1 protein-coding gene is annotated in these 379 nt (G+C 43.5%); it reads right to left on the bottom strand.

Annotated features, from left to right (window positions below):
- Positions 1-379: DUF1611 domain-containing protein (locus RYX56_RS21405; protein WP_317123995.1), on the bottom strand; the 379-nt coding region annotated here is incomplete at both ends.

The following is a 379-nucleotide window of genomic DNA, read 5'->3' as shown; positions in this document are numbered from 1 at the left end:
ATACTGCAACAATCGGGGTTTCAATTTGAAAAATACCCCCCGTGAATATTTTCCACTCTTTTTTCGGTTTTGGTTTACGAATGTCGCGGATGGTTACTCCATGCTTCTTCGCCAATTCTACCATTTCTTCATCCTCCGTCAGGAATTCCTGAAGCGGGTTGATGATATGCATTCCTGCTTCCATTGCCTTCTTTAGAATCTCTCTTTCTCCTGCTTGCAAAAAGGCATTAGAAGGAGCAATGCCAAAAATAAAATACTGCGGCTTTACCTTTGAAACTCTAATTGCTTCCTCCAAACTGCTACAGATTGGGATTCCGTTCCGTTTCTTGTCCAGGTATTCCCCTGCATCCCTACCAGCTTTCGTGCTGTCAATCACAGC

The sequence above is a fragment of the Alkalihalophilus lindianensis genome (assembly GCF_032843265.1).
In the GTDB taxonomy this organism is placed as follows: domain Bacteria; phylum Bacillota; class Bacilli; order Bacillales; family Bacillaceae_D; genus Alkalihalophilus; species Alkalihalophilus lindianensis.
This window is presented reverse-complemented; position numbering and strand designations above follow the sequence as displayed.